This window comes from Geobacillus sp. B4113_201601 (assembly GCF_001587475.1).
GTDB classification, from domain to species: domain Bacteria; phylum Bacillota; class Bacilli; order Bacillales; family Anoxybacillaceae; genus Geobacillus; species Geobacillus icigianus.
In genome coordinates, this window is sequence record NZ_LQYX01000061.1 from 1 (window position 1) to 617 (window position 617).

Annotated in this window: 2 protein-coding genes; both read left to right on the forward strand. The window is 41.0% G+C overall.

Annotated features, from left to right (window positions below):
• Window positions 1–97 precede the first annotated feature (97 nt).
• Complete coding sequence (locus B4113_RS20475) at window positions 98–214, forward strand: polymorphic toxin type 50 domain-containing protein (RefSeq protein WP_255358706.1); 117 nt, start codon at window positions 98–100, stop codon at window positions 212–214.
• Window positions 214–423 carry a hypothetical protein gene (locus B4113_RS08100; protein ID WP_033843630.1) on the forward strand — a complete coding sequence of 70 codons (210 nt, stop codon included), beginning with the start codon at window positions 214–216 and terminating at the stop codon, window positions 421–423. The genes B4113_RS20475 and B4113_RS08100 overlap by 1 nt, the downstream gene beginning before the upstream one ends.
• The last annotated feature ends 194 nt before the right edge of the window (window positions 424–617 follow it).

Consider the following 617-nt stretch of genomic DNA (forward strand, 5'->3'; position numbering starts at 1 on the left):
TTTGTCGAAAAATATTTTTTGGACACCCCTGAGGGGCCGAAAAGCCTTGATAAATCAACATTTCTAGAGGGAGGATATTTTTTCACATTCCAAGCCGATAGGAGTGCATGTAAATCAAGCAACGGGTGAGGAAACAGTGACAAGCAGTTTCAGAATACACTACTCTAAAACGGGTACTCATATTGTTCCAACAATAAAGAAAGGTGATGAGTAATGAAACTCTGGGAATACGTAGGTAAGAAGGTGAGAATTGTATACAAAGATGGGGATGTGCTCGAAGGGTTTGTTCGCGATTATTGCGACGGGGAAGACAGTGAGGATGGAATAGATAGTTTAATAATTACAAACCAAGAAACAAAAGGGCAAGGATACGTTTTTGGTGTGCTGGAAACTGAAATAAAATCGATCGAAGTCATTGGCTAGAAGCACTTAATCTCATTTAGGGGGTTATGTGCTTTTTTATTTTTCCTCGTCTTTTTAGCATTTGTAGACGTTAAAGAACAAAGCGGTTCGTGGCCGTAACCACGTAAAAAAACGTAACGGTAGCGTCAAAAGTTCTATGAAAACTCCACACAGATCATCCCATTGAGCATCGTGGGGCATGCGGAGGGCCGGAT